General features: G+C 71.3%; 14 protein-coding genes. 5 read left to right on the plus strand and 9 right to left on the minus strand.

The features are described from left to right. Positions 1 to 58: 58 nt before the first annotated feature. The 4 genes from E3T33_RS13510 to E3T33_RS13525 all read right to left on the minus strand — a co-directional run bounded on the left by E3T33_RS13510 (position 59) and on the right by E3T33_RS13525 (position 3,571). Positions 59 to 1,291 (minus strand): Dyp-type peroxidase, encoded by a 1,233-nt coding sequence (locus E3T33_RS13510; protein ID WP_134575509.1) that lies wholly within the window; start codon positions 1,289 to 1,291, stop codon positions 59 to 61. Then, a complete protein-coding gene (locus E3T33_RS13515; protein WP_134575511.1) occupies positions 1,291 to 1,818 on the minus strand; it encodes a copper chaperone PCu(A)C in 528 nt (175 codons plus the stop codon). Before E3T33_RS13515 ends, E3T33_RS13510 begins: the two co-directional genes overlap by 1 nt. Positions 1,819 to 1,910: 92 nt before the next feature. After that, positions 1,911 to 2,570 carry a copper resistance CopC family protein gene (locus E3T33_RS13520; RefSeq protein WP_134575513.1) on the minus strand — a complete coding sequence of 220 codons (660 nt, stop codon included), beginning with the start codon at positions 2,568 to 2,570 and terminating at the stop codon, positions 1,911 to 1,913. Positions 2,571 to 2,950: 380 nt separating this feature from the next. Continuing rightward, the gene (locus E3T33_RS13525) at positions 2,951 to 3,571 is read right to left on the minus strand and encodes a hypothetical protein (RefSeq protein WP_134474288.1); all 621 of its coding nucleotides are present in this window, start codon (positions 3,569 to 3,571) and stop codon (positions 2,951 to 2,953) included. Between the two features lie 114 nt (positions 3,572 to 3,685). On the opposite strand from E3T33_RS13525, the gene E3T33_RS13530 reads away from it, so the two are divergent. From E3T33_RS13530 to E3T33_RS13535, 3 genes are read left to right on the plus strand one after another with little or no spacing between them, the layout of a single operon-like run. Next, positions 3,686 to 4,060, plus strand: coding sequence for a CHY zinc finger protein (locus E3T33_RS13530; RefSeq protein ID WP_092324354.1), 375 nt, complete (start codon positions 3,686 to 3,688; stop codon positions 4,058 to 4,060). Positions 4,061 to 4,103: 43 nt separating this feature from the next. After that, positions 4,104 to 4,463: a heavy-metal-associated domain-containing protein gene (locus E3T33_RS15620; RefSeq protein WP_241982951.1), complete on the plus strand. Its 360-nt coding sequence runs from the start codon at positions 4,104 to 4,106 to the stop codon at positions 4,461 to 4,463. Positions 4,464 to 4,510: 47 nt separating this feature from the next. Further along, entirely contained in the window at positions 4,511 to 6,613 is a 2,103-nt protein-coding gene (locus E3T33_RS13535; protein WP_241982952.1) for a copper-translocating P-type ATPase, read from the plus strand. Here the strand turns inward: E3T33_RS13535 and E3T33_RS13540 are convergent. From E3T33_RS13540 to E3T33_RS13550, 3 genes are read right to left on the minus strand one after another with little or no spacing between them, the layout of a single operon-like run. Then, positions 6,588 to 7,172: a DUF305 domain-containing protein gene (locus E3T33_RS13540; RefSeq protein WP_134575515.1), complete on the minus strand. Its 585-nt coding sequence runs from the start codon at positions 7,170 to 7,172 to the stop codon at positions 6,588 to 6,590. The genes E3T33_RS13535 and E3T33_RS13540 overlap by 26 nt on opposite strands. Before the next feature lie 50 nt (positions 7,173 to 7,222). Continuing rightward, the gene (locus E3T33_RS13545; protein WP_134575517.1) at positions 7,223 to 9,511 is read right to left on the minus strand and encodes a heavy metal translocating P-type ATPase; all 2,289 of its coding nucleotides are present in this window, start codon (positions 9,509 to 9,511) and stop codon (positions 7,223 to 7,225) included. Beyond that, positions 9,511 to 9,762 carry a cation transporter gene (locus E3T33_RS13550; protein ID WP_347233210.1) on the minus strand — a complete coding sequence of 84 codons (252 nt, stop codon included), beginning with the start codon at positions 9,760 to 9,762 and terminating at the stop codon, positions 9,511 to 9,513. The genes E3T33_RS13545 and E3T33_RS13550 overlap by 1 nt, the downstream gene beginning before the upstream one ends. Before the next feature lie 84 nt (positions 9,763 to 9,846). On the opposite strand from E3T33_RS13550, the gene E3T33_RS13555 reads away from it, so the two are divergent. Beyond that, positions 9,847 to 10,170, plus strand: a complete 324-nt coding sequence (locus E3T33_RS13555) for a metal-sensitive transcriptional regulator (RefSeq protein ID WP_166784497.1) — start codon at positions 9,847 to 9,849, stop codon at positions 10,168 to 10,170. Between the two features lie 77 nt (positions 10,171 to 10,247). Here the strand turns inward: E3T33_RS13555 and E3T33_RS13560 are convergent, their stop codons facing one another. Both E3T33_RS13560 and E3T33_RS13565 read right to left on the minus strand, forming a co-directional pair. Beyond that, entirely contained in the window at positions 10,248 to 11,696 is a 1,449-nt protein-coding gene (locus E3T33_RS13560) for a multicopper oxidase family protein (RefSeq protein ID WP_092324655.1), read from the minus strand. Then, a complete protein-coding gene (locus tag E3T33_RS13565; protein WP_092324653.1) occupies positions 11,696 to 11,947 on the minus strand; it encodes a hypothetical protein in 252 nt (83 codons plus the stop codon). The genes E3T33_RS13560 and E3T33_RS13565 overlap by 1 nt, the downstream gene beginning before the upstream one ends. Before the next feature lie 379 nt (positions 11,948 to 12,326). Here E3T33_RS13565 and E3T33_RS13570 point away from each other — a divergent pair, with 379 nt between their 5' ends. Continuing rightward, positions 12,327 to 13,928, plus strand: coding sequence for a glucoamylase family protein (locus E3T33_RS13570; RefSeq protein WP_134575518.1), 1,602 nt, complete (start codon positions 12,327 to 12,329; stop codon positions 13,926 to 13,928). Positions 13,929 to 14,303 lie beyond the last annotated feature (375 nt).

Below are 14,303 nucleotides of genomic sequence, written 5' to 3' on the forward strand. Positions count from 1 at the left end.
CGCCACCGGCCAACGCGCCGCGCGCCGCCCCGCGCGCCGCCGCAACCGCGCGCCGCCCCTAGACCAGCGTCTCGCCGATGTACCCGCCCTCCTCGCACCCCGGCGGGATGGCGAACACCGCCGAACCGATCGGGGTGGTCCACTCGCCCAGCAGGTCGAGCTCGTCGAGGCGCCGCTGGATCGGGACGAACTGCCGGTCGACATCCGCCTGGAACGATGCGAAGAGCAAACCCGCGTTGGAGATGCTGCCGCCGGTCGGGGCGTCGTTGTAGTTGTAGCCGCGGCGCAGGATGCGTTCGTTCGGGTCGGCGGATCGGGCGCGGCGCAGGTGCGAGAACTCCGGGATCACGGGGAACCCGATCGCGGTCTTCGCGGCGAAGTCCGGCTCGTCCGTTTCCCGGCTGCCGGTCAGCGGAGCACCGTTGGTCAGGGTGCGCCCGACGGACGCCTCCCGCCCCGGCCGGTCGAGCCCGTCCCACTTGTCGAGGTCCATCCGGATGCGCCGCAGCACGAATCCGGTGCCGCCCGCCAGCCAGCCGGGGCCGTCCGCCGCGCCCCAGACCAGCTTCTCGAAGTCCGGCGTGCCCGGGACCAGGTTGACGGTCCCGTCGACCTGGCCGAAGAGGTTGCGCATCGTCGTGCCCGGTTTCTCCGAGCCTGACGCCCGGCGGAATCCGGTCTGAACCCAGCGCAGCGCCCCGAACGACCGGCTGTCCTTCAGGAGCATCCGGGTCGCGTGGGCGACCGTGAGCGGGTCGTCGGAGCCCACCTGGAGGAGCAGGTCCCCGCCGCCCCAGGCTGGCTCGAGCCGGTCCACGCCGAAGGCGGGCAGCGGCCGCAGCCAGCCGGGCGCCGCGCCGCCGGCCCGCTCGACGAGGCGTCGGCCGAAGCCGATCGTCACCGTGAGCCGGGCCGGCCGGACCGCGAGTTCGGGCTCCGCGTCAGCCAGTGCACCCTCCCCCTGGCTGAGCCGCGCCGCGTCGTCCGTGAGGATCCGCAGCATCCGTCGCAGCGCCGCCTTGTCGGTCTGGTCGGCGAGGTCGAGGGCCAGGTAGGTGACGTGCGCCTGCGGGGCGGTCTCGATGCCGGCCTGATGCGCCCCGTAGAAGGGTACCGTCGCCGCCCCGGTGAGGGCCGCCTCGGCCGGGGGCTCTGCCGCCTTGCCGCCTGCACGGCCGGCCAGGTCGATGCCGATGGCCCCGGCCGCGCCGATGCCCGCTGCCGCGCCGCCGAGGAGCAGGTGCCTCCGGCTGAGACGGCGGCCGGCCGGCGGTTGCTGGGCAGCCGGCACTAGTTGTCCATGTCCGTGTCGCCCTCGTAGGACTCGTTTCCGCCGGAGAAGTCCTTGGCGGGGGCGTCGAACTCGAAGGTCGATCCGTCGGACAGGGTCAACGTGAACGTGACCTCGTCGCCGGCCTTCACCGGGTTCGCGAGGCCCATCAGCATGATGTGGTTCGCGCCAGGGGCGAGTTCGAACGAGTCGCCGGCCGGAACGACGTAGCCGCCGTCCGTCTCCTGCATGACCATCTCGCCGGCGTCGTTGGCGACCGTTTCGTGCAGCTCGACCGTGGCCGACGCCGGGGTGGCCGCGGACACGATGGTCACGTCCTCGTCACCCGTGTTCTCGAGCACACCGAATGCGGCCGACATGCCGCCGTCTGCGGCCTTCATCCAGGCCCCCTCGATGGCCAGCGAGTCGGCCTGCTTCGTGGCGGGGGCGGCGGGGGCCGCGGGGGCGGCTGTGCCGGCGCAGCTCGTGAGCGTGAGCACGACCGCGGCGGCGACGACGGCGAAACGGGTGGCGGTGGTGATCTTCATGTGCTGGTTCTCCTGGGCAGGTCGGTGTGCGCGTCGGTGTGCGGGGTCGATTGTGTTGTGAATGAGTGGGTTCCGGGCCGGCGATGTGCGGGTCACGGGCGGCCCTTCTTCCTGCGCAGCACGGCGAAGACGGCGAAGGCGGCGAGCCCGATGCCGGCCCCGATGAGGCCGACGCCCCACAGGGGCAGCCCGCCGGTTTCGGCGGCGGATGCCTCGGCGCGCGCATCCGGGTGCTCGGACTCCGAGTGCGTCCCGGCTTCCTCGTCCTCGCCGGCTTCCTCACCGGTGGAGCTGCCTGCTCCCGGCGCCTCCGCCGGCGGCTCGTCCCCCACGGAGAAGCGGAAGGTTCCCGAGATGGGGTGTCCGTCCGCGGACACCACCCGCCAGCGCACGTCGAAGGTGCCGTCGGGCAGGCCGGTCTTGAGCGGCTGCACGACGGTTGCGCCGTCGATGGCCATCGGCCCGTCTACCCAGTCCTCTCCGCTCTCGTCGACGACGAGCATGAGCGCGCCGACGGCGATCACCTCGTCCGTGAACTGCATGGTGACGTCGGCGGGTGCCGTGTCGAGCTGCTCGGACTCGGCCGGAGCGGTATAGGTGACCTGGTCGTGCGCGTTGGCGGCAGGCACGAAGGGGCCCAGCACGGCGAGGGCGGCCAGCGCCAGGGCGGCGGCGGCGCGGCGTTTGCGATGGGGGTGAGGGTGGGGATGGGGATGGGGATGGGGGTGGGAATGGACATGGAGCTGGGTCATGAGGCTGTTCCTCCAGAGAGGGGTGGAGCCAGGGTCGCGGGACCCCGGGCTTGCGGGCTTGCGGGCTTGCGGGCTTGCGGGCTTGCGGCTCGCGGATGCGGTGCGCGGAACGACCGTCCGGGGCCGGAGGTGGCCTGAGGTGGCCTGAGTTCACCCGAGGGCGCCGAATTCGCGCCGGTCAGTCCCGGTGCCGGCCGATAGGGGCGCGTAGCCACCGGCGGACCAGTCGGGCGAGGCGAGGTGAGGGGCGAGGCCAGACGCGGCCAGCTCGAGCCAGGCGAGGCCGGCTCAGGCCGGGCGAGGTCGGGCTCAGGTCAGGCCGGGCGAGGCCGGACTCAGGTCAGGTCAGGTCAGCCCAGGTCAGGTCAGGTCAGGTCAGGTCAGAAGACGGGACGCGGCCGCGGCGGTCCGCGATGGGGCGTGCTCGAGAGCAGAACGCCCAGGTCGGTGGGAACGAATACCGCCGCGAGCGCGGCGCGCACGGCGCCGGCATCCAGTCGCACCGGCACGACGGCGAAACCGGCGATGAGCACGGCGGCCAGCCTGGTCCGGGTGAATTCGACCAGCGACCAGAACGTCTTCTCGCCACGGCGGAGGGCGACGATCGTCACGACGGCGGCGAGCGCGTGGGCGACCCACATCCAGGCTCCGAGGTGCGCGAGGCCATGGGAGGCGACGGCCGGAGCGGCCGCGGCCACGGATACCACTCCCGCGTGGTGGGACGCGCCCGTCTGCGTCAGCGTGGGGGCGCCGGCGGCGCCCATGCCGAACAGGAGGTGGAACAGGAACTGGCTGAAGCCGACGGACACCGACAGCCGCACCAGCGAGAGGGACTTGCCGGCCAGGGCGATGCTGACCGGCACGGCGAACGCCATCGCGAGCGCGACGCCCATCAGCCCCGGTGTGCTCCCGCCGCCGACGAGATGCGAGAAGGCCGCGACGAAGACGGCCACGGATGCGGTCAGCCATCCCCTGGCCAGCCTCGCCCACCTGGTAGTCATCACATGTCTCCAACACGGCAGCACCCTCGCCTGTGGAGGGGCTCTTCACTGTCCATCCTACCGACGCGGCCCGCGTCGGCCCGAACGTACACTGGCAGGGACGGGAGGCACGGCATGCGCATCTACGGAAGTACGACGGACGACGCGACCCGCTGCGTGCACTACGCCACCGCCCTCGACATCGTCGCGATCAAGTTCCGGTGCTGCGGCCGCTACTACCCGTGTTACCAGTGCCACGCCGAGGGCGAGACGCACCCGGCCGTGCGGTGGCCGGCGGCGGAATGGTCGGAACGAGCCATCCTCTGCGGCGAATGCCGCACCGAGCTGACGATCACGGCCTACCGGCAGACCACCTCCTGCCCGGCCTGCGGCGCCGCGTTCAACGAGCGCTGCGGCCTCCATGCCCACCTCTACTTCGAGGTCCCCGAGCCGGCGCCTGAGCCGACCCCCGAGCCGGCCACAGTACCCCCGGAGGGTATCCGGGAGTAGCGCTACACTGGCGGCACACTGCAACCGAGGAGGGATTCCGCGGATGGGCCAGCCGACCGAGACGGCCGTGATCGAGGTCAAGGGCGTGCACTGGGCCTCGTCCAAGGCCGTCGCCGAATCCGTGCTCGGGCGTCGGCCCGGGGTGAGCAGGGTCGAGGCGAACCCGGTGGCCCAGACCGCCACCGTGACCTTCGGTCCGGAGCAGACGTCGATTGCCGACCTGGCCCGCTGGGTTCGGGACTGTGGCTACCACTGCGCCGGCCGCTCCGTCCCCGAGCACATCTGCGACCCGATGGCGGAGGCATACGCGGCGGCGCCCACCGAGGCGGCTGCCGCCCCGGCCCCGCCGGCCACGCCGATCACGCAGCCCATGCGGATCACGCAGTCGACGCCGATCACGTAGGCCACGCCGGCCATGCCCCGCCCGCAACCCGGAGCGCGCAGGAGGCCATGGGCCACGGCGGCCACGGCGAGATGTCCATGGACGCCATGATCCGCGACATGCGCAACCGGTTCGCCGTCGCCGCCGTGCTGTCGGTGCCGATCACGCTGTGGTCGCCGATCGGGCGCGAGGTGCTCGGCTTCACCGTTCCGGCGCCCTTCGGCCTCCGCGACGACGTCTTCGCGCTGATCCTCTCCCTCCCGGTGATCTTCTACGCGGCCTGGATCTTCTTCGACGGCGCGTACCGGGCGCTGCGGGCGCGCACGCTCGACATGATGGTGCTCGTCGCCGTCGGCGTGGGGGCCGGCTGGCTCTACAGCCTGGTCGTGACGCTCACCGGCGGCGGCGAAGTCTTCTACGAGGCGGCCACCGTGCTGGCCAGCTTCGTGCTGCTCGGGCACTGGTTCGAGATGCGCGCACGGGGCGGGGCGAACGATGCCGTGCGCACCCTGCTCGAGCTCGCCCCGCCCCTGGCGCTGGTGATCCGTGACGGTCAAACGGTGGAGGTACCGAGCTCCGAAGTGCTCCCCGGGGAGCTGATGCTGGTGCGCCCGGGGGCCAGGATCCCGACCGACGGCGTGGTCGAAGAGGGCGAGTCCGAGATCGACGAGTCCATGATCACCGGGGAGAGCCTCCCGGTTGCCAAGGCCGTCGGCTCCGGCGTGATCGGCGCCACCGTGAACACGACCGGAACGCTCCGGGTGCGCGCGACGAAGGTCGGGGCGGACACCGCGCTGGCCCGGATCGTGGCGCTGGTACAGGAGGCGCAGAACTCGAAGGCGCCCGGGCAGCGGCTGGCCGACCGCGCGGCATTCTGGCTGGTGCTCGTCGCCCTGATCGGCGGCGGCGTCACGCTCGGGGCCTGGCTGCTGGCCGGCGCCGCGCTCCCCACCGCGATCCTGTTCGCGATCACCGTCGTCGTCATCACCTGCCCGGATGCCCTCGGCCTGGCCACTCCGACGGCCATCATGGTGGGCACGGGGCTCGGCGCGAAACGCGGCGTGCTGTTCAAGAACGCCGGCGCCCTCGAGACCTCGGCGCGGATCGACACGGTCGTGCTGGACAAGACCGGCACGCTCACCCGGGGCCAGCCGGAGGTCACGGATGTCATCGCCGTCGGCATCGACGAAGACTCGCTCCTCACCCTCGTCGCCGCAGTGGAACGGGAGTCGGAGCATCCGCTCGCCGCCGCCATCGTCGCCTACGCCGAAGCCGGCCACGCGCCCTCGCCGAACCGTGAGTTCGGCACCTTCGTTGGGGAACGAAGGTTCCAAACTCACAGTTCGGCGGGGACCCCGGCCGCGTCGGATTTCCGGAACGTTCCCGGGCATGGCGCCGGAGCAACGGTGCAGGGGCGGCGCGTGTTCGTCGGCAACCGCAAACTGATGCTCGCGCAGGGCATCGACCTCGCACCGGTGGCGGCGCAGCGGGACGAACTGGCGTCGACGGGGCGAACGGCGGTGCTCGTCGCCGTCGACGGCCGGGCGGTCGGCGTCATCGCCCTGGCCGACGCGCCTCGCGAGAGCGCGGCCGCAGCGGTGGCCGCGCTGCACGACGCCGGCATCCGGGTCGTCATGCTCACCGGCGACAACGAGGCCACCGCCAGGCGCATCGCCGAGAAACTGGGCATCGACACCGTGATCGCCGAGGTGCTGCCCGAAGACAAGGCAGCGAAGATCGCCGAGCTGCAGGCGTCGGGCAAACGCGTCGCGATGGTCGGCGACGGCGTCAACGACGCCCCGGCGCTGGCGCAGGCCGATCTCGGCATCGCCATCGGCGCAGGCACGGATGTCGCCATCGAGACGGCGGACGTCGTGCTGATGCGCTCCGATCCGCTCGACGTTCCCGTGGCCCTGCGCATCGGAAGGGGCACCCTGCGCAAGATGCGGCAGAACCTCGGCTGGGCCATCGGCTACAACGTGATCGCGCTCCCGATCGCCGCCGGCGTGTTCTACCCGTCGCTCGGCCTCATGCTCAGCCGGAGATCGCGGCGATCTCGATGTCCGGCTCGAGCGTCATCGTCGCCGTCAACGCGCTGCTGCTCAAGCGGCTTCCGCTGCCCCTGCCGGCCGGAGCCAGCCGAGCCTAGCTGGCGGCGAGCAGGTCCTTGAAGTCCTGGATCTCCGCCTCCTGGGCCGCCACGATGGCCTCGGCGAGGGTCTTCGCCTCGGCGTTCTTGCCGGTCTTCAGCTCGGTCCGGGCCATCGCGATCGCGCCCTCATGGTGGATCAGCATCTGCTGCAGGAACAGCCTGCCGGCCTCCGGGCCCGTCGCATCCTCGAGCGCGGACATGTCCTCCTCGGACATCATCCCGTCGGTCCCGTGGTCCATGTCGGCCATGCTCCGGTCGGCGCCCCAGGCGTCGAGCCAGGCCTCCATCTGCTGGATTTCCGGCTCCTGGGCGGCCTTGATCCCGGTGGCGAGGTCGACCACGTCCTGGTCGACGCCGTCCGTGTCGAGGATGATGTCGCTCATCTCCACGGCCTGCTCGTGGTGGGGGATCATCATCTGCGCGAACGCGACGTCCGCCGCGTTGAAGGATTCCGAGGCCGCCGGGGCATCCGAGGCACCGGACGTGGCGCCGGCGCAGCCGCTGAGGGCGAGCGCGGCGGCCACCACCGCCGCGGCCAGGAGGGAGGTGCGAGAGGTGTGATGTCCGTTCGTGAGCATGGTTCTATCCAATCATGGTGCAGCGGCGGGAAGCGAGGAGCCGTTCGAGGTCAGCGCGCGGCGGCGAGGTCCCGCCGCTCGGCGGAGTCGGCCTGCGCCGCGGGCGCGTCGACGCGGAGCCCGCGGAAGCCCCGCAGCCGGAGGCTATTGCTCACCACGAACACCGACGACAAGCCCATCGCCGCGCCGGCGATCAGGGGGTTGAGCAGGCCGAGCATGGCCAGCGGGATCGCGGCGACGTTGTAGGCGAAGGCCCAGAACAGGTTGGCCTTGATCGTGGTGAGGGTGCGCCGGGACAGCCGGATGGCATCCGCGGCGGCGACGAGGTCGCTCCGCACCAGGGTCAGGTCGCTGGCCTCGATCGCGACATCGGTGCCGGTGCCCATGGCGATGCCGAGGTCGGCCGTGGCGAGCGCGACGGCGTCGTTCACGCCGTCTCCGACCATCGCGACGACCCGGCCCTCCCGCTGCAGTTCGCGGATGACCTCGGCCTTCTCGGCCGGGAGCACGTCGGCGCGCACCTCGGTGATGCCGACCTCGGCCGCGACCGCCCGGGCGACGATCTCGTTGTCGCCGGTCAGCAGCAGCGGGCGCAGGCCCAGGCGGCGGAACTCGGCGACGGCCGCCGCGCTGTTCGCCTTGACCACGTCGGAGACGGCGAGGATGCCCCTGGCCTGCCCGTCCCAGGCGACCGCGACGGCGGTCTGCCCTCGGGACGCGAACAGGGCGAGGGCGTCGGCGAGCTCGGCCGGAAGCGTGATGCTCCACTGGTCGGCGAGCCAGCGCGGGCGTCCGACCAGCACGAGGTGCCCGTCGACGACGGCCTGCACGCCGAGGCCGTCTTCCGAGGCGAATGATTCGGCGGCGGGGAGCGCGGCCACGCGGTCCAGCGCCCCGGCGGCGATCGCCGCGGCGATGGGGTGCTCCGAGCCGGTCTCGGCGGCGCCGGCGAGGCGCAGCAGCTCGTCTTCGGCCACGCCTGCGGCGGAAACGGCGGCGACGAGGGTCATCCGGCCGGTGGTCACGGTGCCGGTCTTGTCCAGCACGATGGTGTCGACGCGGCGGGTCGATTCGAGGATCTGCGGCCCCTTGATCAGGATGCCGAGCTGGGCGCCGCGCCCGGTGCCGACGAGCAGGGCGGTCGGGGTGGCCAGCCCGAGGGCGCAGGGGCAGGCGATGATCAGGGTCGCCACGGCCGCCGTGAAGGCCACGACCGGGCCGGCGCCGACGAGGAGCCAGACCGCGAGGGTGGCCAGGGACAGCCCGATCACGATCGGCACGAAGATCGCCGAGACCCGGTCGGCCAGGCGCTGCACGTCGGCCTTGCCTGCCTGCGCCTTCTCGACGAGCCGCCCGATCTGGGCGAGTTCGGTGTCCGAGCCGACCCGGGTGGCCCGCACGACGAGCCGGCCGCCGGAGTTGAGCGTGGCACCGACGACGATCGCGCCGGGGCCGACCTCCACCGGCACGGCCTCGCCGGTGAGCATGCTGGCGTCGACCGCCGAGTTGCCTTCCACGACCTTGCCGTCGGTCGCGATCTTCTCGCCCGGGCGGACCACGAAGAGGTCGCCGACCACGAGCGATGAGGTGGGGACCCGGGTCTCGACCCCGTCCCGCAGGAGCGTCGCCTCCTTGGCGCCCAGTTCCAGCAGGGCCTTCAAGGCCGCGCCGGAGCGTCGCTTCGCCCGTGCCTCGAAGTAGCGTCCGGCCAGGATGAAGACGGTGACCGCGGATGCGACCTCCAGGTAGATCTCGTCGGCCCCGGCCCCCGGTTCCGCCGTGAAGGAGAATTCCATCGTCATGCCGGCCATCCCGGCCATGCCGAAGAACAGCGCGTAGAGCGACCAGCCGAGCGAGGCGAGCACGCCGACGCTGATCAGGGTGTCCATCGTCGCCGCGCCGTGGCGGGCGTTGACCCAGGCCGCGCGATGGAAGGGCCAGGCGCCCCAGACCGCGACGGGCGCGGCGAGGGTGAGGGCGAGCCACTGCCAGTTCGTGAACTGCAGCGCAGGAATCATCGACATCAGCGCGACCGGCGTCGCGAGGAGCGCGGAGACCATCAGCCGGTGCCGCAGGCTGACCACTTCCGAGTCCGCCTCGTCGACGGCATCCGGGAGGGCGGGGGGTGCCGGCAGCACGGCCGTGTACCCGGTCGCCTCGATGGTGGCAATCGCGTCGTCGACCGTGGTGCCCTCCGGCACGAACAGGGTGGCCTTCTCGGTCGCGTAGTTGACCGAGGCCTCGACGCCGGGCATGCGGTTGAGCTTCTTTTCGATCCGCGCCGCACAGGACGCGCAGGTCATCCCGCCAACGACAAGTTCGACCTGCTGCCCGCTCATCAGGGCTGGGTCACCAACTCGTAGCCGGCCTCGTCGATCGCAGCGGCGACCGCGGCGGGGTCGAGCGCACCCACGCTGGAGACGAGGACCTTCGAGACGCCGCCCGACACGAGCGCGACCTCGACATTGCGGGCGCCCTCGATCCGGCCCAGTTCCTCGGTGACACTCTTCACGCAGTGTCCACAGGTCATCCCGGAGACCTCGAGGATGCTCGTGGTCAGGCCGGCGTCGTTCTGGTCAGTTGCGCTCATGAGCTGCAGTCCCTTTCGATGGCGTACCCCCAGGGGTACCGCAATCACTATACTCCTCATACCTCCGGGGGGTATAGTGTCGGCATGGAAGAATCGACCGAAACGGCGGCAATGCCCCACTCGGGCGCGCACGGGTACATCTCCAACAAAGACGACTACCTCAAGCGACTGCGCCGGATCGAGGGGCAGGCCCGGGGCCTGCAGGGCATGGTGTCCGACGAGAAGTACTGCATCGACATCCTCACCCAGATTTCCGCCATGACGAGCGCGCTGCAGTCCGTGGCGCTCGGGCTGCTCGACGACCACCTGAACCACTGCGTCGTGGATGCCGCCGCGGCCGGCGGCCCGGAAGCGGACCTGAAAATGCGCGAGGCCTCGGCCGCGATCGCCCGCCTGGTCCGCTCCTAACCAGCCGGCGGCCGCGCGCACCCACGTCAGCGCGGCCCACGTCAGCGCACATCAGCCCACGTCAGCGCACCTCGATGTCAGCGCACCTCGATGACACCCATCATGCCGTTGTCCTCGTGGTCCAGGATGTGGCAGTGGTAGACCGAGCGGCCGGTGAAGCGATCGAAGGCGATGCGCACCCGCACCCGGCTTCGCGCCGGCACGTTCACGACGTCCTGCCGCGGCACGGCTTCCACCTCGCGCCCGTTCACCTCGATCAGCTGCATCGGCCACACGTGCAGGTGCACCGGGTGATCCATCGGACTGTCGTTGACCAGCGTCCACTCCTCGACGCTGCCCTCGGCGGCCGTCGTGTCCACCCGGCCGGCATCGAACTCCCGGCCGTTGATGGTGAAGCTCATCATGCCGCCGCCCATTCCTGCCCCCATGCCCATGGCGAAGGTCAATTCGCGCCGGGCCGTCACGGGGGCGGAGCGGAGGTCGCGCGGCGCCGGCTGGGCGGAGACCTCGGGCAGGGCCGGGACGGCTTCACCCTCAACCGCCAGGGTCGCCAGCAGCACGGCGCCCGAGAGGGTGCCCGGTGACCCGCCGCCCATCATTCCGCCGGCGTCGCCCCGGTCGTAGGGCGCGGCGCGCAGGGACGCCGTGCCGGCGGTGGTGGTGACGAGCAGGTCCGCCCGGTTCCCGGGGGCCAGCAGCACTTCGTCCACGTCCCGCGGGCTGCTGAAGCGGCCGGAGTCGATGCCGATCAGTTGCAGCCGCGCTCCGTCGAGCCGCAGCCGCAGGTACCGGGACACGCAGGCGTTCACGACCCGCCATCGTTCACGTTCGCCCGGGCGCGCGGCGAGCCGGGGGGTGAGCCGGCCGTTGACGAGCACGAGGTCGCCTTCACGGCCGAGCATCCGGGCCATCGGCGAGACGTCGGCGATCTGCCCCGAGCCGTCCAGGCTGACGTCCGAGATCAGCAGCAGGCGCTCCCTGGCCGCCTCGATGGGTTCGGGATCCTCGACGATGATGGCCCCGAACAGTCCGCCGGCGACCTGGTCGGCGACCGTGCCGTGGTGATGCGGGTGATACCAGTACACCCCGGGCGGATGATCGGCGGGCAGCTCGTACTCATAGTCGAAGGCATCCCCCGGCTCCACCATGACGAACGGGTTGTCCCCCGAGCCCTCCGGCGAGACGTGGAGCCCGTGCACGTGCAGGTTGGTGGGGTCCTGGAGTTCGTTCCGCAGCCGCACGCTGAGCCGGTCCCCCGCCTTCAGGCGAAGCGTGGGCCCCGGAATTCCCCCGTTGAAGGTCAGGGCGCTCGCGTCCCGGTCGCCGAGCCGAACCCGGCCGCCGGCCGCCGTCAAACGAACCCTGAGCCGGCCGGCCTTGCTGGCCAGCTCGGTCGGCTCGGCGAACCGCGGCCCGGGCGGAGTCCGGACGCTGGAGCCCCAGAGCAGGCCGGCGCCGCCGACCGCGGTGGCCGTAACGCCGAGTCCGCCCAGGAGCAGGATGCCGCGACGGCTGATCGGTTGCATCACCGGTCCTCGTCGAGCACCCGGAGCTGTTCGCGGTACTGGTCGGCGGTCAGCTCCCCCTTCGCGAATCGTTCGCCGAGGATCTCGCGAGCGCGAGTCCGGCCGGACGAAGTTCCGTAGCCGGGCGGTCCGCCACGGCCGCTGCCGGCGGACAGCCGCACGATCAGCACGACGAGCAGCGCAATGCCCGCGACGAGCAGCAGCCCGAGGAGCCACATCCAGTCAAAACCGCCTCCATAGCCCCACATCATGTCGGTCTCCTCTCGCTCTTTCCCTGATGACGACGACGTTACTCCCTCGCCGGCCTTGACAGGCTCCCCGCGCAGGGCTGGGATGCAGGAGACATCGCCCGCGGGCCGGGTGCGGCCGACAAAGACAAGCCGACCGCCCGTCAGATCCTGGCGTCACCCGGCAATCCAGTTCAGTTGCGGACAACGAACCTTCAGCGTCGCAACGAAGGGTGTTTCTCCGCATCTCAACCTCTCACCCCGGGCGATCTGCCTGGCGCTGGCATCCCGCTGCTCAGCGACGCCCGCAGCGCGCGGGAAAAGGTTGCACGGGCATTTGTATGCGCTTACACTCGGGGGTCAGTCACGAACGTCAACGACGACACGAAGGATCTGCACCGCCATGACAACCATTCCTGCTTTCACCGCGGCGACGCTCGCCGCCACCCGCCGACAGTTCCTGGTCGGCGGCGCGGCCGTCACCGCGGTCGGCCTGGCCACCGCGCAGACCACGCCGGCGCACGCCTCCCCGTTCGCATCCGGGACCTCAGCCGGCGTCGACCGCGGCACGATCCAGCGATGGGCCCGCGACACGTGGGCCTCCCTCGTCGCGATGACCGACCCGGTGACCGGGCTGCCCGCCGACAACATCAGCGGCCCCGTGAACGAGCCCCGGCGCAGCGGCTACACCTCCCCGACGAACATCGGCGGCTACCTCTGGAGCGCGGTCGTCGCGCGCGAGCTCGGCATCATCAGCGCCGGCGAATGCCTCGAACGGCTGACCCGAACGCTGACCACCATGGCGCGCCTGAAGCACCACGAGCCCAGCGGGATGTTCTACAACTGGTATGACGAAGCCACCGGCGACGTCGTGACCACGTGGCCGGAGGACGGCAACACCGTCTACCCGTTCCTCTCCAGCGTCGACAACGGCTGGTTCGCCGCCGCGCTCATGGTGGTGCGCAACGCGGAGCCCCGCACGGCCAGGCTGGCAAACGGCATCCTGAAGAAAATGAACTTCGGCATGTTCTACAACAAGGATGCCCGTCCGGGCATCGGGGCCGGCCTGCTCCGGGGCGGCTTCTGGGACGTCAAGCCGGCGGTCAACACCGCCGAGGGCAACTACCTCGGCAACGGGCCCGACGTGTTCTACACGCTCAACCACTACGACATCCACAACAGCGAGCCGCGCATCGCCAGCTACATCGGCATCTCCCGCGGCCAGATCCCCGCGGCCCACTACTTCGCCACCCAGCGGGTCTTCCCGGACACCTGTGACTGGTCCTGGCTCGAGCAGAAGCCCGTCGGCGACCACCAGACCTACCACGGCATCGACGTCTTCGAGGGCGCCTTCGCCTACCGCGGCATGCACATCGTGCCGAGCTGGGGCGGCGACATGTTCGAGGCGCTCATGCCCGACCTATTCGTGCCGGAGGCCGCCTGGGCACCAAAGGCCTGGGGCGTCAACCACCCGCTCACCGTTCGAGCCCAGCGCGAGTTCGGGATGGACGACGCGAAGTACGGGTACTGGGGCTTCTCGCCGGCGAGCCGCCCGGGCGGCGGCTACAGCGAGTGGGGCGTCGAGGCGATCGGGATGAACCCGGACGGCTACGTGTCGGACATGGAACGCACCCACTACGACGGCGGCTTCGCGGGCTGCCGGGAAGGCACGAGCCCCGCCCCGGCCTGGGGCGACGGTGTCGTCACCCCGCACGCGGCGTTCCTGGCGATGCAATACGAACCGCGGCAGGCCTTCGACAACCTCGTCAAGATCGAACGAGAGCTGAAGGCGTACGGTGACGGCGGCTTCTACGACGCCGTGGCCGTGAAATCCGGCCTGGTTGCCCGGCGTTACCTCTCGCTCGACCAGGCGATGGTTCTCGGCGCCATCGGGAACGTCTTCTGCGGCGACGTCATCCGTCGCAACTTCACGCGCGGGGCCGTGCAGGACACCATCAAGCCGCTGATTTCGATCGAGGAATTCGGCGCCGGCATCATCGCCTGACCACGCCAACGCCCGCGCTCCTGCGCCGGCATCCGCCGGCAATCCAGTTCAGTTGCGGAGAAACAACCTTCAGCGTCCCAACGAAGGGTGTTTCTCCGCATCTCAACCGCTCACCCCGGGCGATCGACTCCAGGAGGTGCTCGGCCGCGGCGGCATGGGCGCGGATCGCCCGCTCCTGAACGACCTGGCCCTTGCCTTGAGCGCCGTCGGCTCCCAGCACGCTCCGACCGGTCCCCGGTAGGGTCGGCTTATGAGCTCTTCCGGCAGGCCTCGTCGGCGAGCGCCCGCCACGCCCCGACGCAGGGCGCCCGCGGCAACCACGCCCCGACGCAGCGCGCCCGCCAGGTCCACGACACGGCGGCGGGTGCCCGCGCC

Source organism: Cryobacterium sp. TMT1-2-1 (assembly GCF_004403955.1).
Classification (GTDB): domain Bacteria; phylum Actinomycetota; class Actinomycetes; order Actinomycetales; family Microbacteriaceae; genus Cryobacterium; species Cryobacterium psychrotolerans.